This window comes from Mesocryomonas lacus (genome assembly GCF_055730105.2).
This window is the reverse complement of sequence record NZ_JBUZWF020000005.1, coordinates 50,935-73,410: the sequence shown is the minus strand read 5'-3', so window position 1 is coordinate 73,410 and position 22,476 is coordinate 50,935. Positions and strand designations below refer to the sequence as shown.

The 22,476-nt window shown below is 67.6% G+C and carries 16 protein-coding genes; 7 read left to right on the top strand and 9 right to left on the bottom strand.

Annotated elements, in window-relative coordinates:
* Window positions 1-124 precede the first annotated feature (124 nt).
* Window positions 125-5,197 (top strand): DUF4011 domain-containing protein, encoded by a 5,073-nt coding sequence (locus ACZLZQ_RS17495; RefSeq protein ID WP_472950462.1) that lies wholly within the window; start codon window positions 125-127, stop codon window positions 5,195-5,197.
* Between the two features lie 279 nt (window positions 5,198-5,476).
* Here ACZLZQ_RS17495 and hisD read toward each other — a convergent pair whose 3' ends face one another.
* Window positions 5,477-6,763 (bottom strand): histidinol dehydrogenase, encoded by a 1,287-nt coding sequence (hisD, locus tag ACZLZQ_RS17490; protein WP_472950461.1) that lies wholly within the window; start codon window positions 6,761-6,763, stop codon window positions 5,477-5,479.
* A gap of 153 nt (window positions 6,764-6,916) precedes the next feature.
* On the opposite strand from hisD, the gene ACZLZQ_RS17485 reads away from it, so the two are divergent.
* From ACZLZQ_RS17485 to ACZLZQ_RS17465, 5 genes are all read left to right on the top strand, one after another.
* Entirely contained in the window at window positions 6,917-7,465 is a 549-nt protein-coding gene (locus ACZLZQ_RS17485; RefSeq protein WP_472950460.1) for a cupin domain-containing protein, read from the top strand.
* 173 nt (window positions 7,466-7,638) lie between these two features.
* Window positions 7,639-8,688, top strand: coding sequence for an ABC transporter substrate-binding protein (locus tag ACZLZQ_RS17480; protein WP_472950459.1), 1,050 nt, complete (start codon window positions 7,639-7,641; stop codon window positions 8,686-8,688).
* Window positions 8,689-8,784: 96 nt separating this feature from the next.
* Window positions 8,785-9,858 (top strand): ABC transporter ATP-binding protein, encoded by a 1,074-nt coding sequence (locus tag ACZLZQ_RS17475; protein ID WP_472950458.1) that lies wholly within the window; start codon window positions 8,785-8,787, stop codon window positions 9,856-9,858.
* A complete protein-coding gene (locus tag ACZLZQ_RS17470; RefSeq protein ID WP_472950457.1) occupies window positions 9,855-11,036 on the top strand; it encodes an ABC transporter permease in 1,182 nt (393 codons plus the stop codon). The genes ACZLZQ_RS17475 and ACZLZQ_RS17470 overlap by 4 nt, the downstream gene beginning before the upstream one ends.
* A 1-nt stretch (window position 11,037) precedes the next feature.
* Entirely contained in the window at window positions 11,038-11,838 is an 801-nt protein-coding gene (locus tag ACZLZQ_RS17465) for an ABC transporter permease (RefSeq protein WP_472950456.1), read from the top strand.
* A 155-nt stretch (window positions 11,839-11,993) separates the two neighbouring features.
* Here the strand turns inward: ACZLZQ_RS17465 and ACZLZQ_RS17460 are convergent, their stop codons facing one another.
* Window positions 11,994-13,325 (bottom strand): four-carbon acid sugar kinase family protein, encoded by a 1,332-nt coding sequence (locus ACZLZQ_RS17460; RefSeq protein ID WP_472950455.1) that lies wholly within the window; start codon window positions 13,323-13,325, stop codon window positions 11,994-11,996.
* Between the two features lie 42 nt (window positions 13,326-13,367).
* The gene (gene oiaX, locus ACZLZQ_RS17455) at window positions 13,368-14,642 is read right to left on the bottom strand and encodes a 3-oxo-isoapionate-4-phosphate decarboxylase OiaX (RefSeq protein WP_472950454.1); all 1,275 of its coding nucleotides are present in this window, start codon (window positions 14,640-14,642) and stop codon (window positions 13,368-13,370) included.
* 117 nt (window positions 14,643-14,759) lie between these two features.
* On the opposite strand from oiaX, the gene ACZLZQ_RS17450 reads away from it, so the two are divergent.
* Window positions 14,760-15,473 (top strand): transcriptional regulator NanR, encoded by a 714-nt coding sequence (locus ACZLZQ_RS17450; protein ID WP_472950453.1) that lies wholly within the window; start codon window positions 14,760-14,762, stop codon window positions 15,471-15,473.
* Window positions 15,474-15,496: 23 nt separating this feature from the next.
* On the opposite strand, the gene apnL is transcribed toward ACZLZQ_RS17450, so the two are convergent.
* The 6 genes from apnL to ACZLZQ_RS17420 all read right to left on the bottom strand — a co-directional run bounded on the left by apnL (window position 15,497) and on the right by ACZLZQ_RS17420 (window position 22,387).
* Complete coding sequence (gene apnL / locus ACZLZQ_RS17445; RefSeq protein ID WP_472950452.1) at window positions 15,497-17,440, bottom strand: D-apionate lactonase; 1,944 nt, start codon at window positions 17,438-17,440, stop codon at window positions 15,497-15,499.
* A 3-nt stretch (window positions 17,441-17,443) separates the two neighbouring features.
* Window positions 17,444-18,475 (bottom strand): Gfo/Idh/MocA family protein, encoded by a 1,032-nt coding sequence (locus tag ACZLZQ_RS17440; RefSeq protein WP_472950451.1) that lies wholly within the window; start codon window positions 18,473-18,475, stop codon window positions 17,444-17,446.
* Between the two features lie 69 nt (window positions 18,476-18,544).
* The gene (locus ACZLZQ_RS17435; protein WP_472950450.1) at window positions 18,545-19,876 is read right to left on the bottom strand and encodes an MFS transporter; all 1,332 of its coding nucleotides are present in this window, start codon (window positions 19,874-19,876) and stop codon (window positions 18,545-18,547) included.
* Window positions 19,877-20,066: 190 nt separating this feature from the next.
* On the bottom strand, window positions 20,067-20,894 hold the full coding sequence (locus ACZLZQ_RS17430) for a phosphogluconate dehydrogenase C-terminal domain-containing protein (RefSeq protein WP_472950449.1): 828 nt from the start codon (window positions 20,892-20,894) through the stop codon (window positions 20,067-20,069).
* Between the two features lie 28 nt (window positions 20,895-20,922).
* Window positions 20,923-21,060 carry a hypothetical protein gene (locus ACZLZQ_RS17425; protein WP_472950448.1) on the bottom strand — a complete coding sequence of 46 codons (138 nt, stop codon included), beginning with the start codon at window positions 21,058-21,060 and terminating at the stop codon, window positions 20,923-20,925.
* Between the two features lie 565 nt (window positions 21,061-21,625).
* Window positions 21,626-22,387 (bottom strand): SDR family NAD(P)-dependent oxidoreductase, encoded by a 762-nt coding sequence (locus ACZLZQ_RS17420; protein WP_472950447.1) that lies wholly within the window; start codon window positions 22,385-22,387, stop codon window positions 21,626-21,628.
* Window positions 22,388-22,476: the final 89 nt, after the last annotated feature.

Sequence of the window (22,476 nt, the reverse complement as noted above, 5' to 3'; positions counted from 1 at the left end):
CCGTGCCGCGGAGGGCGAGGCCTCCTTCGAAGCCATTCCGCTGGACATTGCGATCAGAAACTAAGCTCTGTAACGCAAAGAGGGACGCGATTTGCGTCCTTGGTCTTCGGCAGGTTCTCTACCCATGGTTGATGTCGCCCACACCAGATCCGTCATCGAGGAGATGCGGACGCGTCTGTTGGATCTGTCGGGCAACAACCGCCTTCTCAACTTCAAGGCCAGCGCGACGAACTGCCTGCGGATCGTCGACGAGCTGCCCGACCAGCTGTTCGGCGGGCTTCTGGCCGGCAAGAGCTTTACCTTCGCCCCCGTTCCGCAACCCAGCGAACGCGAGATCATCCGCTGGCACGAGCAGAGGACGGCCGCGCCGCGCGCCACTGTCGATCCCGCGACGCTGCAGCCGCCGAAGCCCGAGGAATGGGCTCAGACCTTCGGCATCAATGTCAGTTTTGAATTGCCGCTGGATCAAGGCGAGCAGTTGGAGCGGAACCATTCGGACGCGCAGATCCAGACGCTGCTCTATCCCGCCTCGCTCGAAACGCGGCTGCGCAAGCTGCGCAGCGACGCCTCGACCGCCATCGAGGAAACCGGCACGAACTTTCTGCATCTGGCTTTCGGTTTTCTCGACTGGAAGGACGGGGAGGGTCCCGGCGGGAAGGGCAGTCTCGCGCCGCTGATCCTCGTCCCGGTCGAGATTACGCAGAAGCGTTCGCCCGCCGGCCATCACGTCTACGACCTCGCCTGGTCGGGCGAGGATCTGCAGCCGAACCTGTCGCTCCAGAAGAAGCTCCGGGAGGAGTTTGGCCTCGATCTCAAGGACTTCGAGGAAGGGCTGACGCCGGAGCGCTATTTCCAGTCGGTGCGCGAGCTGATCCGTCCGCGCGAGGGCTGGCTGGTTCGCCGCTTCGCGACGCTGTCGCTGTTCCAGTTCGGCAAGCTCCTGATCTACCGCGATCTCGATCCGCGCTCCTGGCCTGAGGGCGGCGAGCCGGCGCTGCATCCGGTCATCCGCCGCATCACTGCAGGCGCGTCGGGCGGCGGCATCGCCTTCGAGGATCCGAAGCCCGCGGAGGTGAGGACGCTCGACCTCGATCTCGATCTGGTGGAGCGGGCCGACAGCAGCCAGGCCGGCGCGATCCACGCGGCGCTGGGCGGTACCAATCTCGTCATCCAGGGGCCGCCCGGCACGGGCAAGTCGCAGACGATCACCAACCTCATCGCCGGCGCGCTGTCGGCGGGCAAGACGGTCCTCTTCGTATCGGAGAAGCTGGCCGCGCTCGAAGTCGTCCGCAATCGCCTGGATGCGCTGGGGCTCGGCGACTTCGTGCTGGAACTTCATTCGAACAAGACCCGCAAGACTGCCCTGATCGACGACCTGCGGCACCGGCTGGAAGCCGGTGCTTCCTTCCGCCGGACCTCGAGCTTTGCGGCGACCATCGAGAGCCTCGGTCGCGACCGCGATCGCGCCCAGGCGATTCATGCAGCGCTCGGCCAGACGGTCGGCGCCCTCGGCATTCCGGCATCCAGGGCCTTCTTCGAGGCCGGCCGCCTGCGCCGCTCCTTGCCGGATCACCAGAAGATAGGCCTGAAAGTCTCCCTGGAGGAGATCGGGCAGATGACGACGGCCGTGAGGGCGGCCGGCGCGACGTCGCTGGAGAATTTTTTCGGTGTCGCCGGCCCGCTCTTCGATGCCGGAGAGACGCTGGCGCACCACCCCTTCGCCGGCCTTTCCTCGGCGCGGCTTCTGGGCGCGCCGGATCGCGAGGAGGTGCTGGCAATTCTCGGGCAATGGCGGGATGCCCTAGCGCATCTCCTGGGGCAGCTGGCAGATGTCGCCGATCGCTTCGACGTCGCTGTGCCGGCCGACCGCCGAACCGCCGAAGACCTCGCGGCCTTTCATGCCCGGCGCACCTCGGTCGAGGACAGTCTGCAAGCCGTCGACAGCATGGGCGATCTGCCGGGCCAGGTCGCGGCGATGTTCGATCTGACGCAGGAGCCCGAGCCGCGACAGGTCGCCCTGGCGGCGACGATCCTCGATCTCATGACGCACCGGCCGCCCGACCTTCATCGCTTCGCCGTCGGCCTTCTTTCCGACCGCGGCGATGAGAGCCGGCGTATCGAGCTCGCAGCCTCCCTCTCGGCCTTGGCCGAGATCCGGACGGCTCTCAGCCGGGACCTAGACGTCGACCCCGCTCTTTCACAACGGCAAGGGCATCTCGAAGAGATCGCCGAAACCCTTTCGAAGGGCGGTTTCTTCGGCTGGCTAAAGCCCCGTTGGCGCGCGGCGCGTCAGGAGGCCTTGGCGCTCGGCGCGTCGAAGGGTGCGCTCAGTCAGATGCCCGAGCGCTTGCGGCGGGCCGCGCGCCTGCAGGTGGACGAGCAGAAGCTGCTGGCCAACGAGGATCTCCTGAAACTCGCGGGCTCTTCCTCGGCATCCGACATCGAGTCTGCCCGGCGCGCGCTTGACCAGCTCGGCAGCGGCCGGGCCTACGCCGAAAAGGTCGAATCGGTGTTTGGGCGGGGATTGTCGAAGGATGCCCGTCTCACCCGTGCGATCCTCGCGGTGTCCGCCAGCGACGCCGCCGACCTCGCCTCGGCTGCCCGCACAAGCGAAGGCGAAGCACTGCAGACGGTGCGCGAGCGGTTGGTTCACCTGCTGCAGCAAGCCAATGTCCCCCGTTCCATGTCGACCCGCGAGGCGATCCTCGGCGATCTCGGCGCCGGGAAGGCTGCCAAGACGGTGGCCGCAATGACCGCTGAGGAGCGCGATGGCTTCTTCGCGGCGCTGAACGACATCGTCCTTGCGCTCGCGGCGGAGCAAGCAGCTGCAGAGGCTTTTTCCGCCCGCACGGGGCTCGACCCCGCGTTCTGGCCGACCGGCAGCGACGACCTTAGAGGATCGCTGCAGCGCGCGTCTCGCGCCGTTGACGCGCCCCACCGGCTGACAGAATGGCTGGAGATCGACAGGCAGTTGCGCCGCATCGACATGCCGCTGGCGCAGGCGATCCTCCAGGCCATCCTCTCCGGCCGGATCGATCACCGGTCCGCCCGCGACCATTTCGACTTTGCGATCATGGACGGTCTCGCCCGGCTCGCTATCGCCAAGACGCCGCTGCTGCAGGAGCTCGGCCAGTCCGAGATCAACGATGCCCGCCGCCGCTACGCCGAGCAGGACGAGCGCGCCATGGATCTGCGGGCGATCGAGATCGCTGCCAAACTCGCCAAGCGGCCACTGCCGGAAGGCCAGAGCGGCGCGCGCGTCTCCGACCTGACGGAGCTCCAACTCCTGAAGCGCGAAATGGCGAAGAAGACCAAGCATGTCCCGATCCGCCAGCTGGTGCACCGGGCCGGCGCCGCTCTCCAGGCCTTGAAGCCGTGCTTCATGATGGGCCCTCTCTCCGTTGCGCAATACCTGAAGCCAGGCGGGCTTCGCTTCGACCTCGTCATTTTCGACGAAGCCTCGCAGGTTCGCCCCGAGGAAGCGTTGGGAGCCTTGGCGCGCGGCGATCAGGCGGTCATCGTTGGCGACTCCAAGCAGCTGCCGCCGACCGACTTCTTCCAGCGGACCGGCGATGGCGGCGAAGACGGCGCCATCGCCGCCGGGGCGGAGTCGATTCTGGAAATCGCCGAGATGCGCATGCCGACGCGCTCGCTGCGCTGGCACTACCGATCGCAGCATCCCGATCTCATCGCCTTCTCGAACCATGAGTTCTACAACGGCGACCTCGTCCTTTACCCCAGCCCGACGCAGAAGTCGGACGATCTCGGCATCCGGTTCCAGCATGTTCCCGAGGGAGCCTTTCGCGACGGCACCAACCCCGCCGAAGCGGAAGCGGTCGCCAAGGCGGTGCTGGAGCATCTCGAGCGCTACCCCGGCGACTCGCTCGGCGTCGTCGCCATGAACGTCAAGCAGCGCGACCTCATCCTTGAAACGCTCGAACGCCTCTATGCCAGCGGGCGCGGCGGCATTGATGCGGTCGAGGCTCTGGAAAGCCTGCAGGAGCGGTTCTTCGTCAAGAACCTTGAAAACGTGCAAGGCGACGAGCGCGACGGCATCATCATCTCGATGACCTACGGCCCGCCGGCACCCGGCGAGCGTGTCACGCAGGCTTTCGGCCCGATCACCAACGAGAATGGCTGGCGCCGCCTGAACGTCCTCTTCTCGCGCGCCAAGAAGCGGATGCACATCGTCTCGTCGATGCGGGAGGCGGATGTGACGCCCGGCGAGGCTGCCAGAAGAGGGCCGCGCGCCCTCAAGAGCTTCCTCCATTTCGCCGAAACCGGCCGGCTGGATCGCACGAAGGCCTCGCCGGGGCGGGATGGCCGCGATCCCGACAGCGACTTCGAGGTGGCCGTGATGGAAGGTCTTTCCGCGGCAGGCCATGTTTGCGTCCCGCAGGTTGGATCGAGCGGCTTCTTCATCGATATCGGCGCGGTCGATCCGGTGGATCCGCAACGGTTCCTCCTCGGCATCGAATGCGACGGCGCGAGCTATCATTCGACGCTTTCGGCCCGAGACCGCGACCGGCTGCGGCAGGAAATCCTGGAAAGCAAAGGCTGGACGATCGAGCGGGTCTGGTCGACGGACTGGTTCCGCGACCCCGATCGCGAACTGTCGCGCCTCCTCGCCCGCATCGGTGCGATCGAGGAGGCCAGACGCCGCCCGCAGGAGAGGCTTCCGGCCGAGCGCGAGGAGGCGATGCCTGCGGGTCTATCGCCGTCGGAGACTTCGCAGGGAAGGCTGCCCCTCGCCACCGCTGCTGAACGGCCGCAGACCATCCGCGATGGATCTCACGCGGCGACTGTGCGTGAACTGTCGTCTGCCGCGAAACTGTCCAAACCACCGAGGCAACAGGCCATTCTATTCGAACCGTCCGCACTGGACTGGGCGAACTCGACGCTTTCAAAATCCTCGCCCAAACCCGCGAAAAGAGCGGCCGATGCCTCCTTGTCGCAGGAGGAGGCACGACGGTTGCTCATCGAGCTACGCGAGAAGATCGCCGCCGAAAACCCTGCCTACGAGCGCGCGACCTCCGTCTTGCGAAAGAGCATGATCGGAGAGCTTCTGACGAAAAAGCCGCTCGACGAGAGGGAGTTTCGGGATCGCATTCGACCTGATCTGCGAATGGAGACCAAAGGAAGCGAGCTGAAGGAGCACGGGGAGGCGATCTTCGAGATCCTCGAACGCGTGCGCTGATCAGCCTGCGGGCGAAACCGGCACGACGCGTTTCAGGATCGATCTCGGCAACCTTGGTTCAATCAGAACCAGGCTGGCATGGATGGTTCAGCCGGATTGCACCTGCAGGTGCTCGGTGTCCGTGAAGCCACCGTTGCGGGAATGCGGACGGCCTGTCGATCGGAAGCGTCGCCCATCCGATGGGACAGGCTAAAGCTTGCGACCGTTCCCTAGGAGCTGACCTCCTGAGCTGATCGGCCAAACCTTTTTGGTGGCCCGCAACCGCCCGCGACCGCAAGGTCAGTTCGCTGTCTGTTGCCGGGCGGGGCGCAGGGCGGCGGCGCGGCGGTGGCCTTCCAGCCCCTCGCTGGCGCTCTGCCGGACCGCCGCCGGCGCGACGGCCGCAACGCCCGTCGGCTCCAGCCACTGGTGGGTGCAGATCTTGACGTAGGAGCCGACCCAGAGCCCGCCGGTGTAGCGGCCCGCGCCCATGGTCGGCAGCGTGTGGTTGGTGCCGCAGCACTTGTCGGAATAGACGACGCTGGCATTGGTGCCGATAAACAGCGAGCCGTAATTGCTGAGCCGCAGCGCGAAGGCGCGTGCGTCGAGCGTGTGCACCTGCAGGTGCTCGGCGGCGATGAAGTCGGAATAGGCGATCATGGCCTCCTCGTCAGCGCAGACCACCACTTCGCCCATGCGTCGCCAGGCCTCGCCGGCGACCGCGGCGGTCGAAAGGTCGAGGAGCTGCCGCTCCACCTCGGCGATGACGGCCTCGCCCAGCGCCCGGTCCGTGGTGATCAGGCCAACGCGGGTGCGGATGTCGTGCTCGGCCTGGGCGAGAAGGTCGGTCGCGATCATCTCGGCGTCGCCGGTGCTGTCGGCGACGATGTAGATCTCGCTCGGCCCCGCCAGCTGGTCGATGCCGACCGGGCCGAACACCTGTCGCTTGGCCTCGTTGACGAAGGCATTGCCCGGGCCGACGATCTTGTCGACGGCCGGAAGGGTCCGGGTGCCGTAGGCCATCGCCGCGATCGCCTGCGCGCCGCCGATGCGGAAGATCCGGTCGACGCCGGCGAGGTGGCAGCCGGCGATCATTGCGGGATGGGCCGACGGCGGCAGGCAGGCGATCACCTCGGCGCAGCCGGCGACCTTGGCCGGCACGATGGTCATCACCGGCGCCGACAGCAGCGGATAGCGCCCGCCCGGCACGTAGCAGCCAATGCTGCGGATCGGGATCACCCGGTGGCCGAGATGCAGGCCCGGCAGCAACTCGACCTCCAGCGGCAGGATCGTCGCGAGCTGCGCCTCGGCAAAGGCGCGGACATTGGCGATGGCGAATTCGGTATCGGCGCGGGTCTGCGGGTCGAGGTCAGCGATCGCCTTCGCCCGCTCCTCCGCCGTCACCTCGAACCGGGTGATGTCGACCTTGTCGAACTCGGCGGCGTAGCGCGTCACGGCGGCATCGCCCTCGGCGCGAACGGCGGCGATGATCCCCTTGACCAGCGCCTCGACGGCCTGGCCGTCGGCCAGCGCAGATTCCGGCGCCTTCAGATGGTGCACGCGGTCGCCGAAGGTGTCAGTGCGCATGTCGCTTCTCTCGCTGTGAACAGGCCCTGAAACTCTCAGACGACCCGGACCTGCACAAGGACAACGGCCGGCCTGTCTAGTATACTCACCACCACGGGAAAAACTGCCCAACATTCCGGCAGTCCCTTTTGCGGTGCAACAAAGGAGCAGGCCATGCCGGCGATCGGGGCAGGAATCAGGGAGTTGCGGCGGCGGCGACAATTGTCGACGCGCGAGCTGGCGGTGCGGTCCGGCATCTCGCATTCCACCATCTCGCTCCTCGAACGGGACCGCCTGAGCCCCTCGGTCGACACGCTGAGCGCCATTCTCGACGCGATGGGCTCGACGCTCACCGGCTTCTTCTCGGAAGTCGCCGCCAGTCTGCCGCACTCGCCCTTCTACCGCTTCGACGACTTCGCCGAGATCGGTCGCAGCGACGGCATCTCCTACCGCATGGTCGGCATTAACCATCCGAACCGGCATCTTCTGATGCTCTACGAGAGCTATGCGCCGGGGGCCGATACCGGCAAGGCCTTCTCGCACACGGCGCAGGAGGCGGGCGTGGTGATCCGGGGCGCCGTGGAGGTGACGGTCGGGGCGGAGATGCGCACGCTCGGCGTCGGCGACGCCTACTACTTCGACAGCCAGACGCCGCACCAGTTTCGCAATGCCGGGAGCGAGGTGGCGGAGATCATCAGTGCGATCACCCCGCCAACGTACTGACGGGATGCAACGGTCCACAACCCAAGGGCGCAAAATGCCTGCCTTAAGTGTGATGCGTGTCCGATAAGAGGATAAAGTCGGAGATTATTTTCACCAGAACGCTTTGCGTTCTCCGCAGGGCGGCGCTTTTGTGGTTCAGTCGGTGCATCAGATCAACCGATGGGGGAAGAGCGATGCAGTCGAAGAAGTTTCTGGGTGGGCTCGGCGGCCTGCTGATCGGCAGCGTGCTGGCCTTGGCCCCGGCCTCCGCCCGTGACCTCACCGTCGTCTCCTGGGGCGGCAACTATCAAGACGCGCAACGCGAGATCTTCTTCAAGCCCTTCGCCGAGAAGAGCGGCAAGCCGGTGCTCGACGAGTCCTGGGACGGCGGCTATGGCGTTCTCGCCGCCAAGCTGCAGGCCGGCACGCCGAACTGGGATCTCGTCCAGGTCGAGGCCGAGGAACTGGCGCTCGGCTGCGCCGACGGCATTTACGAGCCGGTCGACTGGGACAAGCTCGGCGGCAAGGACAAGTTCATCGACTCGGCCGTTAGCAAATGCGGCGTCGGCGCGATCGTCTGGACCACTGGTCTCAGCTACGACGCCGACAAGCTGAAGACGGCCCCGACGAGCTGGGCCGACTTCTTCGACACCACGAAGTTCCCCGGCAAGCGCGGCCTGCGCAAGGGCCCGAAATACGCGCTGGAGTTCGCTTTGATCGCCGACGGCGTCAAGCCGGCCGAGGTCTACGACGTCCTCGCGACCCCGGAAGGCGTCGACCGCGCCTTCGCCAAGCTCGACACCATCAAGAAGGACATCACCTGGTGGGAATCCGGCGCCCAGCCGATCCAGCTTCTCGCCTCCGGCGAAGTCGTGATGACCTCGGCCTATAACGGGCGCCTCGCCGGCATCAACAAGTCGGAGGGCAAGAACTTCCAGATCGTCTGGCCGGGCAGCATCTATGCGGTCGACAGCTGGGTGGTGCTGAAGGGCTCGCCCAACAAGGATGCCGCCTTCGACCTCATCGCCTTCACCAGCGCGCCGGAAAACCAGTCGAAGCTGCCGGACTACGTCGCCTATGGCGTGCCCAGCAAGGCGGCCGGTGCTCTGCTGAAGCCCGAAATTGCCGCGAGCCTGCCGACCGCGCCGGCCAATCTCGACGTCTCGATCCCGCTCGACGGCGACTTCTGGGTCGACAACATCGAGGCGATCACCACCCGCTTCAACGCCTGGGTCGCGCAATAGCCGGAGTAGCCGCAGCACCATGCTGCGGTCGCATGATCCATCGCCGCCAGCACCCCTGGCGGCGATGCACCCACCAGCAAGACGGGCGGACCGAGATTGACGCAATCCTTCATTCACTTCCACGAGGTCTCGAAGAGCTACGGCCCGATCCAGGTGATCGAGCAGCTGAACCTGGAGGTGGAGAAGGGTGAGTTCCTGTCGCTGCTCGGTCCCTCCGGCTCGGGCAAGACCACGATCCTGATGATGCTGGCCGGCTTCGAGGCGCCGTCCTCCGGCACGATCTGGCTCGACGGCCAGCGCATCCATGAACTGCCGCCGCACCAGCGCGGCATGGGCGTGGTGTTCCAGAACTACGCGCTCTTCCCGCACATGACCGTCGCCGAGAACGTCGCCTTCCCCTTGCAGATGCGCGGTCTGCCGCGCGCCGAGATCGCCCGGAGGGTCGCCAGTGCGCTCGACCGGGTGCAGCTTTCCCATCTCGGCAGCCGCAAGCCGGAGCAGCTTTCCGGCGGCCAGCAGCAGCGCGTCGCGCTCACCCGCGCTTTGGTGTTCGAGCCGAAGGTCGTGCTGATGGACGAGCCGCTCGGGGCGCTCGACAAGCAGCTGCGCGAGCAGATGCAGCTGGAAATCCGCGAGCTCCACCGCCGGCTCGGGCTCTCCATCGTCTTCGTCACCCACGACCAGAGCGAGGCGCTGACCATGTCGGATCGCATCGCCATCTTCGACAAGGGCCGCATCGCGCAGATCGGCACGGTCTCCGAAGTCTACGACCGCCCGGCAAGCCAGTTCGTCTCGCAGTTCATCGGCGAGACCAACCTGTTCGCCGGCACCGTTGCCGGACGCAGCGGACGCGATCTTTCGATCGTCGTCGGCGAGGGGATCAGCGTGACCGCGGCCCCGCCGGTTGCGCTGCCTGCCGAGGCCACGGCCGTCGTGGTCTCGATCCGGCCGGAACGGCTCGCGCTGGGCGAGGCCGCCGGGCTTCACCAGAATCGTCTCACGGCGACGGTCGACGATATCGTCTACCAGGGCGACCATCTGCGCCTGCATCTGTCCTGCGGCGCCCTGAAGCTCGTCGCCCGCTCGGAACGCGCGGTGGCGGCACCCGCCGTCGGCAGCACCACGGCCGTCGGCTTTGCCGCCGCAGACTGCTCGGTGTTCCCAGGATGAGCCCGGCCGCCACCGGCCGCCTCCGCGCCGCGGCGCTGGTCGCGCCGATGTTCGTGTTCCTCGCCGTGTTCTTCTTCTGGCCGCTGTGGACGATGATCTCGGTCTCCGTGCGCGACGATGCGATCTCCACCGCGCTGCCGCAGACGGCCGCCGTCATCGGCAGCTGGAACGGCGAGGGCGCGCCGGGCAAGGCGATCGAGACGGCCTTGCTGGCCGATCTGAAGACCAGCGATGCAAGTCTTATTGGGCCCGCGGTGCGGCGGTTGAACAGCGAAGTCGCCGGCTTCCGCTCGCTGATGGGCAAGACCACGAGTGCTGCCGAGGACGCGGCCGATCCTGCCACCGTCGACTTTGCCGCGATCGATCCCCGCTGGGCCGATCCGCGCTTCTGGTCGGCGATCCGCAACGGCACCTCCGCCTATACCGACCGCAACATTCTCGCCGCGCTCGACCTCACCCGGAATGCAGCCGGCGCCGTCGAGTCGATGCCGGCCGGCAGCTCGGCCAACCGGTTGATCATCTGGCGCACCTTCTCGATCGCCGGGCTGATCACGCTCTGCACCCTCGCCATCGGCTTGCCCTATGCGATGCTCGCCGCCGCCACCACGGGCTGGAAGCGCAATGCGCTGCTGCTCGCCGTGCTCCTGCCGCTCTGGACCTCGCTCCTGGTGCGGACGGCGGCGTGGTTCATCCTCCTGCAGGACCAGGGCATCATCAACCGGACGCTGATCGACCTCGGCCTGATCTCCGGCCCGCTGCCGCTGATCTTCAACCGGGCCGGCGTGATCATCGCCATGACGCACGTGCTGCTGCCCTTCATGGTGCTGCCGATCTACAGCGTCATCTCCACCATTCCGCGATCGCTGATGCCGGCGGCGGCCTCGATGGGCGCAAGCCCGCTGCGGGCCTTCTGGCGCATCCTCCTGCCGCTGAGCGTCCCCGGGATCCTGGCCGGCAGCCTCCTCGTCTTCATGGTGGCGCTCGGCTACTACATCACCCCGGCGCTGGTCGGCGGGCCGAACGACCAGATGATCTCCTCGATCATCGCGTTCTACGCGCTGCAGACGGCGAACTGGGGCATGGCCGGGGCGCTCGGCCTGATCCTCCTCGTCGTCACCACCCTCCTTTATCTCATCTACGGACGGCTTTCCCGCTCCGGCGCGCCGACGGGGGCCTGAGATGCTGCGCAGCTTCCAGACCCTCTTCGGCCTCCTCGCGATGGCCTTCCTGTTGCTGCCGCTGGTGGCGATCCTGCCGCTCGCCTTCACCTCCAGCATCTTCCTGAACTACCCGATCCCCTCGGTCTCGCTGCGCTGGTTCGAGGTGCTGGCCGATGCCGACGTCTGGCGGCTGTCGATCTTCAACAGCCTGGTCATCGGCCTGTCGGCGACCCTCCTGTCGGTGGTGCTCGGTACGATGGCGGCGCTCGGCCTGCATGGCGCGAGGCTGCCCTTCCCGGACCTCCTGCGAACTGTGTTTCTGCTGCCGATGGTGGTGCCGGCGGTGGTGCTGGGCGTCGGCCTGCAGATCTCGCTGGTGAAGCTCGGCCTCGCCAACTCCTATCTCGGCGTCATCCTCGCCCACAGCGTCTTGTGCGTGCCCTTCGTCGTGGTCAGCGTGTCGACCGCGCTGCAGGGCATCGACCCCCGCATCGGCAGGGCCGCCGCAAGCCTTGGCGCCCCGCCCCTCACGGTGTTCCGGCGGGTGACGCTGCCCCTTGCCATGCCGGGCATGGTCACTGGCGTGGTGTTTTCCTTCGCGACCTCGCTCGACGAGGTGGTGCTGACGCTGTTCGTCGCCGGTCCCAACCAGCGGACGCTGGCGCGGCAGATGTTCTCATCGATCCGCGAGAACATCAGCCCGGCGGTGGCCGCCGCTGCGGTGCTGCTCATCGTCGGAACGCTGCTGCTGGCAGGCCTTTCAGCGCTGCTCAACCGCCGCAAGCCGAAGAGTGGCACGGCCACCGCGACGCAGCCCTAGACCGAAGGGTCTTGTACCAGAGGCTGCCTTGGGGGGCAGGGCGCCGGCCGGTGCCGAGGCTGACGTTGACCCGCTGATCCGATGTCCGCTTCCGGGAGGCATGGGGTCGGCTTACCCCGCAAAGGTCGAAAGCCGCGGGTCACGTGTCGGCCTTGCTAGTGTCCGGCAATGCCGTCGCGGAGGCGGACGAAGTAGTCGTCGTTGCCGACTTGGCCGCCTTTCAGCGCAATCTCCAGGCCGTCGAAGGCCGGCGTGTCGCTGTGGGTCAGCGAGACCGGCGACCCCGGCGTTTCCGCGAGCGGGAAGCGCGGCGTCAGGGCGTGGATGCCGAGCTGCGGCAGCGCATGGCTCGAGGTGTCGCCACCGGCGATGACGGCGCGACGAAGGCCGGTCTCGGCGACGAGGCGTGCCTGAAGGCGTCCGAGGCCGACGCCGATGGCATGGCGTTCCTGCCCGGCGATTTCCGCGCCGAGATCGCTCTCCGGGCCCATGGCGGTGTAGACGATGACCGAGCGTCCTGCGGCGAGCCGCGAGAGGGCATCCTCGGTGAGCGCTGCGATGGCGGCGTTGTCGCCAGCGACGAAGGCGCGCGGGTCGAAGGCGATGGCGTCGAAGCCATGCGCCTCGGCATGGCGGATCTGGCGTTCGGTCGTGGGCGAGCAACTGCCGGAGACGACCGAGAGGCGCTCGACGGGCGCCAGCGGTGCAAATGTCCTGGCGGTGCCGATGCGGTCGGCCTTCTTCCACGCATCTGCCAGCGCGTATTCCACGCCGGACGAGCCGACGATGAAGCGCGAGCCGGCGTCTGCGAGGCGCTGCAGCTGCCGGCCGGCGGCGGCCTGCGTCGCGGCGTTGAGCACGTCGAGCAGCAGGGCTCCGGGGTTCTCGGCCAGTGCAGCATCGAGGGCTGCGTCCGCATCGCCGTCGGCGAGGGCGAGGTGGTCGACGAGGGCGATGGCGAGGTCGGTCTGGTCGGCGAGGTGTCGGCGCAGGTCCGCCTCGTGCATCGGCGTCACCGGGTGCCGGCTCATGACGGGGTGACGGTCGATGCGGAAGACCTCGCCGCGGAAGGCGGCGAACAGCTCGCCAAAGGCGGTGTAGCGCTTCAGCTGCGGCGCGCCGACGACGATCGGCACCGTCTTGCCGCCGAAGGCCGCGCGGCCGAGCTCCATCGCCCGGCCGATACTGCCGATGCCGGGCGCGGAATCGAAGGTCGAGCAGACCTTGTAGTGGCAGAACTCCGCGCCTTGCCGCGCCAGCCAGGCGAAGGTCGGTGCGAGTTTTTCCGCCATCCACTCCGGCGTCTCCGATCGGCTGGTCCCGGCGATGCCGAGCGCCTGGACGTTGGCGAAGCGGGCGCGCTGCACGTCGGTCGGCAGGTCGAGGAACAAGACGGTCTCGACGCCCCGCAGCGACAGGGCCTCCATCACGTCGGTCGAGCCGGTGAGGTCGTCGCCGTAATAGGTGAGAAGCAGGGGAGCGGTCATATCAGGCCTTGTCAGGGGGGCGGGCAAGCGAAAGCGATGGTGTCAGGCGGCAGAGGCGTTGCCGCCGAATTTTTCCAGCGAGGCGGCAAGTTCCGGATGGTCGCGGGCGTAGACGGCAAGGTCGATGCCGGCGCGGGCGGCCTCCCAGGCCTGGGTGACCGCGCGCACGCCGGCGGCCGGGCCACCGGGATGGCTGACGACGCCGCCGCCGCAGAGGTACATGATATCGGTCGAGCCATGGGTGACGCGGAACGTTTCCGGCGCCTGGCCGCCCCACTGGCCGGAGCAGACCACCGGCAGCGGCCGATCGGCGGGAGTGACGAGCGGCTGCTGCAGCGCCTCGTAGGAGCGGACGAAGGAGGCATCCGGCTCCCAGTACTTCGCCGCGATGCCGTTGATCTGGAACTGGTCGACGCCGAGCAGCCGCCAGATCGTCTCGTAGACCGCAAAGTCGAGCCCGAGCGCCGGGTGGCGCGTCATCGCGTCCCAGCCGTTGCGGTGGGCGTGCAGCACCAGCTGCGAGCGCTTGCGCAGGAACAGCATGGCGCCCATGCCGACCGAGTTGATGTTGACGACTGCGGCATTGCCGCCGGCTGCGACGACGAGGTCGTGGTTGCGCATCATCTCGTCGGGATCGACGGCCGAGATGCCGAAAGCGATCATCACCTTCTTGCCGGTCTTCTGCTCGTGATCGAGCACCACCGGCATCACGGCCTTGATCCGATCCTCCAGCGGCGAATAGGCCGGGCTCATCAGCTTCTCGTCGTCCTTGACGAAGTCGACGCCGGCTTCCGCCAACTCGCGGATCATCGCCGCCGACTCGTCCGGCAAAAGGCCAAGGGCCGGCTTGACGATGGTGCCGATGATCGGCCGGCCGCGGGGAACGCCGGTCAGCGCGAAGGAGCCGTCGATGCCGAACTGCGGGCCGGGATAGCGTGCGAGGAAGGCTGGCGGCAGCGTCAGCCCGACGACGCGGAAACCGGTGAACCCCTTGATGGCGGCGGGGCCGGCGATGGCGATGGTCATCAGCGCGGCAAGGTCGGTGCCGACGGCGTCGAGCGGATAGGCGATGTCGGCCTCGCCGCGGTTGTAGGGGCCGGGCATGCCGGCCCCCTCGCGACCGAACCCCGCCTCGTCCGTCGTGCCGAGCGGGCGGACGGCGACGACGCGGGCGGCGACGCGCGCCTTCAGCGCCGGCGTTTCGCCCGGCAGCGGCACGAAGGTACCAGTCGACTGGTCGGAGGCGATTTTTTCCGCCAGCCTTACGACGCTGCCGGTCGTCTCGATCCGGTAGGTGACGACGATTTCGTCCCGCATCCTATATGTCCTTTTGCCGAGGGCGCTCTTGCCCGCCGCCCAATTCTGGTATGATCATCATACCAGAATATTGGTCGCTCTGCGGTGTCCTGGATTGCCGCCTGTCAGGGAAATCACATGTCCGCTCCGACGCATCCGATCATCCGCCGCAAGCTTTCGACCGAGGTGTTCGCGCGGCTGAGGACGATGATCACCACCGGCGAGCTGAAGCCCGGCGATGCCATGCCCTCTGAACGGGACTTGATGGAGCGGTTCGGCGTCGGCCGGCCGGCGATCCGCGAGGCGATGCAGTCGCTCGCCCAGATCGGCCTTCTCGCGATCTCGCACGGCGAGCGGGCGCGGGTGCTGGCGATGACGCCGCGCTCGCTGTTCGGGCAGGTGGATGCGGCGGCGGAGATCATGCTGCAGACCTCGCCCGCAGCACTCGGGCATCTGAAGGAAGCCCGCATCTTCTTCGAGCGCGGCATCGTCGTTCAAGCGGCGGCGAAAGCCTCCGAGGCGGATGTCGACGCGCTGGAAGAACTGCTCGACCTGCAGCGCATCGCGCTCGGCAACGCTGAAGTGTTCATCGCCGCCGACATGCGCTTTCACCAGCGCATCGCCGCGATCCCCGGCAACCCGATCTTCGAGGCGGTGGCCGAATCCATGCTCGGCTGGCTGAAGCAATACCACACCGAGATGCTGATCTGGACCGGCAAGGAGAACCTGACGCTGGTCGAGCACGAGGAGATCGTCGCCGCCTTGCGCCAGCGCGATCCGGTGGCAGCGGAGGCGGCGATGGTGCGCCATCTCGAGCGCTCGCGGGCGCTCTACGTGCACCAAGGCGCCTGAGGCGCGGCGCTCGCCGCGGCAACTCATGCCGCCGGCACCGTCAGGCGAGCGACGGCATAAGGACCTAGCGTCAGCCGGGGGGATGCCTGCTGGCGAGCCGGCATCTTGCCGTCTGCGGCTTCGGCAAAACTGTCCAGATCCAGCATCGCCATCTCGTCCGATGGCGATGGACGGCCAAGATCGAGCCTCTGCGGCGCTGCCGTGAGGTTGGCGAGCCAGAGCTCGGTGCTGCCGTCCTCATGCCGGGCGGCAAAGCCGTCGATGCGCGTCCGATCGCCCGACACGACGCGGCGGCGCGGCAGGCCGGAAAGCTTGGCCAGTGCCGTCGCCACGTGAAAGGCCGGCACGACCTTCTCGCCTTCGACGAGCAGGCCGCGCGGGCCGGCGAAGCTGGCGCCGGTCCAGACCGAGACGTCGCTCTCGGCAAGACGCGCGGCATAGCCGACCAGCCAGGCGGCGGCAAACAGGCCGCGCTGCCGGGGGTCGTCATGCGCCATGGCGATGCGACGGCCGTCGGGATTGTCCATCGTGCGCGACCCATAGGGGTTCTGGCGCATCCCGATGGTCGTCGGGCCGAGGTGGTATGCCTTGGCGCCGATGAAGGCGCGGGTCGAGCGGGTGATGAAGGGGATCGCCTCCAGCGTCTGCATCACGCTGAGATCGTCCGCGGCGTGGACGATCGGGCAGGTGGCGTGCGCGATGAAGTCTAGGTTTTCCGTCGGCACGCGCTTGCGGTTCAGCTCGGTAAAGTAGCTGATCATGCCGCCGCCGAGCAGGACGCCGGGGAAGGCGGCGCGGGCCGCGGCGTAAACCTCCGCCAGTGGCGGACAGGCCGGCCAATCGCTGCCGGGCGGCGTCGATTGGCGGTCGGCGGCGGGGCTGACCATCACCGCATCATGCCGCAGGCCGGCCGCGCGGACGGCGGTTGCGATATCGGCAAGCTCCGCTGCGGGATCGCCGATACCGGGGACAGTGATTTCCAGCGTCACGGCAGCGCGGGGCAGGGCGTCGGCGACACGGGCGAGTGCCGCGAGGTCCGCGGCGCCGTGGCCAGCCGCCGGGTCGAAGCCAAGGAGAAGATGCCGGGGCGCGAGCGCTTGGAGCCGGTCGAGGCCGGCCAATGCGGCGTCGGCTTCGTGGGGCGAGACCGAGACGCCGAAGCGTGGCATCGGCGTGGAGATGTCTTCGCCGACGGAGATCGCGACCGGCTCCGCGAGCCCGGCGGGCTGGCGCGTCGCCTGCGCTGCCGGGACGGGCTCAGAAGTCTCGGCGATGTCCAGGACGATGCTCTGCCGGTTGGTCTCGCCGGCGGGCAGCACGTAGGGCCAGGGCAGAGCGAGCGGCCGGACATAGGTCTTGTAGGAGGCATCGGACCAGGCGCGCTGGTCCTCCATCTCGAAACTGTCGCCGACCATGGTGCAGGTGGCCAAGGTGCCGGGCAGGACAACGTGGGCAATGGCACGCATGTCCTTGAACGGCTGCCAGGGCTCGATCAGGTCGGGGAACCGCGCCTGCTCGACGGTGCCGTCGGTGTGCGTGACCGTGACGGGCTGGCCGGCGAGGCCGGTTATCGGATGCAGGATGCAGAAGCCGCAGCGGTTGGTCTCGAAGTCCGCGTCCGGCTTCGCTTCCACCGTGAAGGCGAGGCGGCCCTCGGCGTCGCCGGCAATCTCAGCGGCAAAGCGCAGCGTCGCGCCGTCCGCGGCTTGGCACGAAGCGGTGTAGCTTAAGCGGAAACCGTCGTCGTGCTGCGTGACGGTAAGATTCTCTACCGCCGGCGCGTAAGTGCCCCAGTCGCGGTCGCGCACTACGTAGGCCACGGCGCGCAGCACCTCGACGCCGCGCCAGCGGATGGCGCGCAAGCCGCCGGCGACGAACTCGGCGCTGAGCGCGCCGGCGATCAGCGTCGTGACCGGCGGCAGCGGCTCGTCGGTGCCGTAGAGTTTGATCCGGTCGGCGGCGTCCATGTTTCAGACCTCCGTGGCCGGATCGACCGTCCGGCCAGTGGCGGCGCTGAGATAGGCGGCCTCGACCAGCGCCAGCGTCTTCAGATTGTCCGCGCCCGAGGTGTCGGGTGCCCGTCCCTCGACGAGCCGCTCGACCCAGTGCTCCTGGATCAGCTGCACGCTCTCCTGGATGTTGTGCCAGGGGCGCGAGGCCCAGGGAAGCAGCGGCGGCGCGACGTCCGCGTGGCGGGTGCCGGCGGCGGTGGTGACGCTGAGCCTGTAGCCGGCGCCGAGCTTCAGCGAGCCTGCCGCGCCGTCGATCTCGACCAGCGTCTGCGGGAACAGCTCTTCTTCGTTGCGCGTCGCATAGGAGCAGTCGACGACGCTGGTGAGGTGGCCCTCATGCGCGAGCAGCATGGTCGCGACATCCTCGCCGCGGATGTCCGGGTTGATCCGCGCCGTGCGGGCGGTGATCGCAGAAACGTCGCCGAACAGGAAGCGGGCGATGTCGAGCGAATGGATGCCGAGATCCTCGATGATGAAGCGCTCTCCCTCGGCCAGATAGGGCTGGCCGGAGAAGACGTCATAGGCAGAACGGAAGGACACACGGCCGAAGAACGGCGCGCCGATCTCGCCGTCGTCGAGCACGCTCTTCACCGCGCGAATGGCGCTCTGCCAGCGAAAATTCTCGTGCACCATCAGCGGCACGCCGGCGGCCTCGCAGGCGGCAACCATGGCGCGGACATCGGCCATGGTCGGCGCGAACGGCTTTTGGCAGATCACCGGGATTTTCAACGCGGCCGCGAGTTCGACCAGCGGCCGATGGCTCGGCGCGGTGGTGGCGATGTCGACGAAGTCGGGCCTGGTCTCGCGGAGCATGGTCTCGGCATCGGCGTAGCGCGCCGGGATGGCGAACTGGTCGCCGACGGCAGCCAGGCGGGCCAGGTCGCGGTCGCAGATCGCCGTGATCGAGACGCCGGGGATCGCCGCCCAAGCGTGCATCTGGTTCACCGCGAAGAAACCGCAGCCGATGAGGGCGCCGCGAAGCTCTGTCATGGGATCGTCCCTTCGTTGTCGTGCGCCCCGCGGCTGTCGCTGCAGGGCGCAGAGGTTCTGGCCTTTGGCTCAGTCCACCGTCGCGACGGGCTCGCGGATTCGGCCGGCGATCGCGAAGGTGAGGATGGCCGACAGCAGCATGGCGCCACCGACGATGATCATCGGCACGACGTAGGAGCCGGTCCAGTCCTTCACCGCGCCGGTGATGAAGGGCGCGGCAAAGCCCGCGACGTTGCCGAGCGTGTTGATCAGCGCGATGCCGGCGGCCGCACCGGCACCGGTCAGCAACCGCCCGGGGATCGACCAGAAGTTCGGCAGGGCCGAGAAGATCGCGCAGGCGGTGACGGTGATCACGGCGATCGTTGCCGCCGGCGACGACATGACGAGCGCCAGCGGGATCGACGCCGCCCCGACCAAAGCCGGCACGCCGACGTGCCAGGCCCGGAAGCCGCGCCGGGAGGCGTCACGGCTCCACAGGAGCAGCGCCACGGCGGCGGGTAGATAGGGGATCGCGGTGATCAGGCCCTTCTGCAGCACGGTGAACTTGGTGCCGAAGCTCGCCTCGAAACCCCCGATGATCGTCGGCAGGAAGAAGCCGAGCGTATAGAGGCCGTAGATGAAGCCGAAATAGATCAGCGCCAGCACCCAGACGCGGCCGTCGAGCAAGGCCTTGACCGAGCCGAGGCCATGCTGGGCGGTCTTCGCTCGGTCCTCGCGCTCGAGTTCGGCGTTCAGCCAGTCCTTCTCCTCGGCGTTCAGCCAGCGGGCATCGTTCGGGCGGTCCGGCAGGTAGAAATAGGTGACGATGCCGACGAGGATCGCCGGGATCGAGACGCCCATGAACATCAGGCGCCAGCCTTCGAGGCCGAAGGCGCCGTGCGCCCCGATCAAGAGCGAGGCGATCGGCGCGCCGATTACCGTGGTCAGCGGCTGCGCGACATAGAACACCGCGAGCACCTTGCTGCGGTGACGGGAGGGCACCCAGAGGCTGAGGTAGAGGATCGCGCCGGGGAAGAATCCGGCCTCGGCGATGCCGAGGAAGAAGCGCAGCCAATAGAGTTCCGTCGCGCTGCCGACCCAAGTGAACAGCAGCGAGACGATGCCCCAGCTGATCATGATGCGGGCAAGCCATTTTCGCGCGCCGAAGCGGTGGAGGGCGAGGTTGCTCGGGATTTCCAGGAGGATGTAGCCGAGAAAGAAGATGCCGGCGGCAAAGCCGAACTGGGCGGCGCTGAGGCCGAGATCGGTCATCATGCCGTTCGGGCCGGCGAAGCTGATCGCGGTCCGGTCGAGGAAGTTGATGAAGAACATCAGGCCGAGAAACGGCACCAGCCTCCAGGAAATCTTGCGGATGGCCGAGGTCTCGACGCTCTCGTCTCGTGGGTTCGCAGTGGTGGTCATGCATATCCCTCCCGTCGGCGCCGCTGGAAGCGGCACCCATGTGTCTGCTCAGCGACGGGTCCTGCCCCCGGCGGCGATGCGTGAAATGGTGGCGCGGTCGTCGGTCTCCCTGCCGGACGATCCGATCACTGGCCGTTGGCCAGCGGCCCTCGGTCGGACGCGATCGTCCGGCCGAAGGCGTTTCAGGCGATCAGGTGATGCGCTGGATCGAGTCGGCGAGTTCCTGCGGCTCGAACACGCGCTTCCAGTCGTCCTTCATCAGCATCGGCTTGCCGAACTCGATCGCCTTGTTGCAGGCGTCGGAGAAGACGCCCGGCGTCTCGTCGAAGATCACGGCGCCGAGCACGTTCATGTGGCCGAGCAGGAAGTCGCGGGCGGCCTCGTGCGGCACGCCGCGGCGGACCACCTCGTCCATCGCCTCGCGCATGACGGCGAGCAGCGAGGCGCAGACGGTCTCCGACAGGCCGGGCTCCAGCAGCGCCATCTGCTCGACGGTGATGCGGTGCGAGCGCATGACCGGCGCCCAGATCACCTTCGCGACCTCTTCGCCGAGCGCATAGTGCTCGTCCGGGCCCTGCATCAGCGAGGAAACGATGTGCTGCTTGGCCGCGACGCCACCGAAGAAGTCGCGCTTGGCGGCCGGGTCGGTCTCGTCGTTGAAGATCGGCGGGTGGCAGGGGTGGGTGACGAAGTAGGTAAGGTCCGGGCGCGCCGGCAGGTGACCCGCAAAGGGGGCCGCGGCGTCGAGCACGACGACGATCGTTCCTGGCTTCAGCTGGTCGGAAATGCCGGCGGAGACCTTGCCGATCAGCGTGTCGGGAACGGCGAGGATGACCACCTCGGCGCCGTCGAGCGCCGCGTCGGCGGGAACGCAGTCAAAGCCGAGGCCGGCCTTCAGGCGTTCCTGGCCGGCGGGGCTCAGCTCGACGTGGCGGACGTCGAAGCGCGAGCCCTTGAGGTTGGAGGAAAGCCGGTAGCCCATCTTGCCGCCGGCGCCGAAGAGCGCAATCGATGTCATGGTCAGTCTTTCTACTGGTGTTGACGGGTCAGCGGCCGAGAGCCGCTTGCCGCTGCAGGGCGCTGCCTTGCTGCAGGCGCTGCTGGAACGGGTAGGTCGTTACCGCGGCGGTGATCCCCGGCCCCTTGATGACGGTCTGCGAGGACGACGGAACGCCTGTTTTCAAGACGCCGTCCGAAAGGATGCCGGTAGCGAAAGCACCACTGACGGTGTCACCGATTCTGCAGAGGTGGCCGGGTATCGACGCCGCGCGGGGCGGTCGCCGCGATGCGCTCCAGGGGTCCGCCGGTGGCAGGAGGCAGGCGGCGAACGGGAAGGGGCTGGTTTTTCCGGACGTTCGCGACCGAGCCGGGCGTACGCGGCGTGAGTCCAGGCCGCAAACCTACGACGACCGGCGTGAAGATCTTGGCCGGAATCCGGTCATGCCCTCAGCAAGAGTGCCGAGCGACACGGGAATGGCGCGGCTGCGGGTTTCGAAATTGGAAAATGATCGAGCACTGATGTTCCTCCCGGATCATGTCGGTCTGACGGTGAATGTCCGATCGACAAGCGATGGCAGCACACCGTCCTCAGCGAGCAGCCTCCCAGCCTGTCACCCGCCGCCGCATAGTTCCGGAAACTCATCGACTCGTCAACTGGTATAATGAGTTACTGTCCGAGCCGAAGGCGTTACACCGAGCGCCTTCGGAAGAAAGTGAGACGCGCCCCTTCGCTGATGGGGCCGGCGCGTTCTAAAACTGCACGCCGCGCGTCAGGGCGCCGTCGATGACGAGGTTGGTGCCGCTAATGAAGCTCGCGGCCGGGCTGGCGAGGAAGACGGCGCCGTTGGCGATTTCCTGCGGTGTCGCCATCCGGCCGGTCGGATTGAGCGCCAGCGAGTCGGCGAAGAGTTTCGGGTTGCCGGCCTCGATCTGGTCCCAGATCCCACCGGGAAATTTCGTGTTACCGGGCGAGACGGTGTTGGCGCGGATCGACTTTCCCGCCAGCTGGTAGGCCAATCCCTGCGTGTAGTGGATGATCGCTGCCTTCATCGTGCCGTAGGGGCCGGCGGCGAAGTCGATCTCGCGGCCGGAGACGCTGGAGATGGTGACGATCGAGCCCTTGCCGCTGGCTTCCAGGAACGGCATCGCGGCGTCGACGAGGCGCACGGTGCCCATCATGTCGGTCTCGAATTCCTTGTACCAGCTCTCCTCGTCGGCGCCGACGGCGAGCGCGCTGACATTGGCGACGACGATGTCGATGCCGCCGAGTGCGGTTCCCGTGGCGGTGACGAAGGCCTTCAGCGCCGCGCTGTCGGCGACGTCGACGGCAGAGCCCGTGGCGCGCACGCCGAGCGACTCCAGCCGACCGACGGCGGCCTCGACCTCGGCCTGGTTGCGCGCGCAGATTGCAACGGCGCAGCCCTCGCGGGCGAGCGTCTCGGCGATCGCCCAGCCGATCCCCTTGGTGCCGCCGGTGATGATGGCCGTCATGCCTTTCAAGCCGAGATCCATGGGATTTGCCTTTCCGTGCGAAGGGAGCGTGGGAGGGGAAGCGCGCTGCCAGTGGCCGCGACGGCGACAGGCTTTCGCATTTGGCAGGG

What these genes read in the sequence shown, in the direction of transcription:
- ACZLZQ_RS17495 (WP_472950462.1), top strand. Translation starts at nt 125, where the DNA reads ATGGTTGATGTCGCCCACACCAGATCCGTCATCGAGGAGATGCGGACG.
- hisD (WP_472950461.1), bottom strand. Translation starts at nt 6,763, where the DNA reads ATGCGCACTGACACCTTCGGCGACCGCGTGCACCATCTGAAGGCGCCG.
- ACZLZQ_RS17485 (WP_472950460.1), top strand. Translation starts at nt 6,917, where the DNA reads ATGCCGGCGATCGGGGCAGGAATCAGGGAGTTGCGGCGGCGGCGACAA.
- ACZLZQ_RS17480 (WP_472950459.1), top strand. Translation starts at nt 7,639, where the DNA reads ATGCAGTCGAAGAAGTTTCTGGGTGGGCTCGGCGGCCTGCTGATCGGC.
- ACZLZQ_RS17470 (WP_472950457.1), top strand. Translation starts at nt 9,855, where the DNA reads ATGAGCCCGGCCGCCACCGGCCGCCTCCGCGCCGCGGCGCTGGTCGCG.
- ACZLZQ_RS17465 (WP_472950456.1), top strand. Translation starts at nt 11,038, where the DNA reads ATGCTGCGCAGCTTCCAGACCCTCTTCGGCCTCCTCGCGATGGCCTTC.
- ACZLZQ_RS17460 (WP_472950455.1), bottom strand. Translation starts at nt 13,325, where the DNA reads ATGACCGCTCCCCTGCTTCTCACCTATTACGGCGACGACCTCACCGGC.
- oiaX (WP_472950454.1), bottom strand. Translation starts at nt 14,642, where the DNA reads ATGCGGGACGAAATCGTCGTCACCTACCGGATCGAGACGACCGGCAGC.
- ACZLZQ_RS17450 (WP_472950453.1), top strand. Translation starts at nt 14,760, where the DNA reads ATGTCCGCTCCGACGCATCCGATCATCCGCCGCAAGCTTTCGACCGAG.
- apnL (WP_472950452.1), bottom strand. Translation starts at nt 17,440, where the DNA reads ATGGACGCCGCCGACCGGATCAAACTCTACGGCACCGACGAGCCGCTG.
- ACZLZQ_RS17440 (WP_472950451.1), bottom strand. Translation starts at nt 18,475, where the DNA reads ATGACAGAGCTTCGCGGCGCCCTCATCGGCTGCGGTTTCTTCGCGGTG.
- ACZLZQ_RS17435 (WP_472950450.1), bottom strand. Translation starts at nt 19,876, where the DNA reads ATGACCACCACTGCGAACCCACGAGACGAGAGCGTCGAGACCTCGGCC.
- ACZLZQ_RS17430 (WP_472950449.1), bottom strand. Translation starts at nt 20,894, where the DNA reads ATGACATCGATTGCGCTCTTCGGCGCCGGCGGCAAGATGGGCTACCGG.
- ACZLZQ_RS17420 (WP_472950447.1), bottom strand. Translation starts at nt 22,387, where the DNA reads ATGGATCTCGGCTTGAAAGGCATGACGGCCATCATCACCGGCGGCACC.